This is a genomic window from Vibrio sp. 10N.222.48.A3, from assembly GCF_041475345.1.
Classification (GTDB): Bacteria; Pseudomonadota; Gammaproteobacteria; order Enterobacterales; family Vibrionaceae; genus Vibrio; species Vibrio tasmaniensis_A.
In genome coordinates, this window is record NZ_JBFRVX010000865.1 from 1 (window position 1) to 836 (window position 836).

An 836-nucleotide genomic window follows, 5' to 3' on the forward strand; every position below is an offset into this window, starting at 1 on the left:
TTATCACCGGGCTAGGCGACCGCGATGACGGCACTATCTCTTGGGATGGCGAATCTATTGAGTCGAACCGAGATATGTATCACCAAAATTTGCTTTTTCTTGGTCACCAAACTGGCGTGAAACGCGAGCTCAGTGCCTATGAAAATCTGAGCTTCTATCAATCGATTCACAGCAGTGGAACGAGTAAGGAAGAACTTTACAATGCATTGGCTCAAGTGGGGCTTGCTGGTAGAGAAGACGTACCAGCAGGGCAACTTTCAGCGGGGCAACAGCGCCGTGTGGCATTGGCTCGTCTTTGGTTGAGTAAGCAAATGTTATGGATTCTAGACGAACCGCTGACTGCAATAGACAAGCAGGGTGTTAAGGTTTTGGAGTCTCTTTTTTCTCAGCATGCAGATAACGGTGGCATTGTGTTATTAACCACACACCAAGATATGTTTGCTGATAGCCCGAAACTAAGAAAAATAAAGTTGGGTGAGTAATATGATCTCTTCAATGACAACGATCATCCGACGTGAGCTATTGATCGCATTTCGTCGCCAAGCCGATATCTTTAACCCTCTGTGGTTTTTTATTATTGTCATCACCCTTTTCCCATTGAGTATCGGCCCTGAGCCAAACCTACTTGCACGTATTGCTGCAGGTATTGTTTGGGTAGCGGCTTTGCTTTCTGCATTGCTCTCTTTAGAGCGTTTGTTTCGTGATGATTTTCAAGATGGCGCGCTTGAGCAGATGATGTTGATGCCCATCCCGTTGCAGTTGGTAGTCTTGTCCAAGGTCATAGCGCACTGGTTATTGACAGGGTTACCATTAATATTGATCAGTCCGTTGTTGGC

General features: G+C 45.9%; 2 protein-coding genes. Both read left to right on the plus strand.

All coding sequences use genetic code 11. The features are described 5' to 3' along the window. The coding region (gene ccmA / locus AB4653_RS21020; protein ID WP_372105242.1) for a cytochrome c biogenesis heme-transporting ATPase CcmA at nucleotides 1-482 on the plus strand (482 nt) is incomplete at its 5' end. Nucleotide 483: 1 nt separating this feature from the next. Continuing rightward, on the plus strand, nucleotides 484-836 hold a 353-nt coding region (gene ccmB / locus AB4653_RS21025; RefSeq protein ID WP_372105244.1), incomplete at its 3' end, for a heme exporter protein CcmB.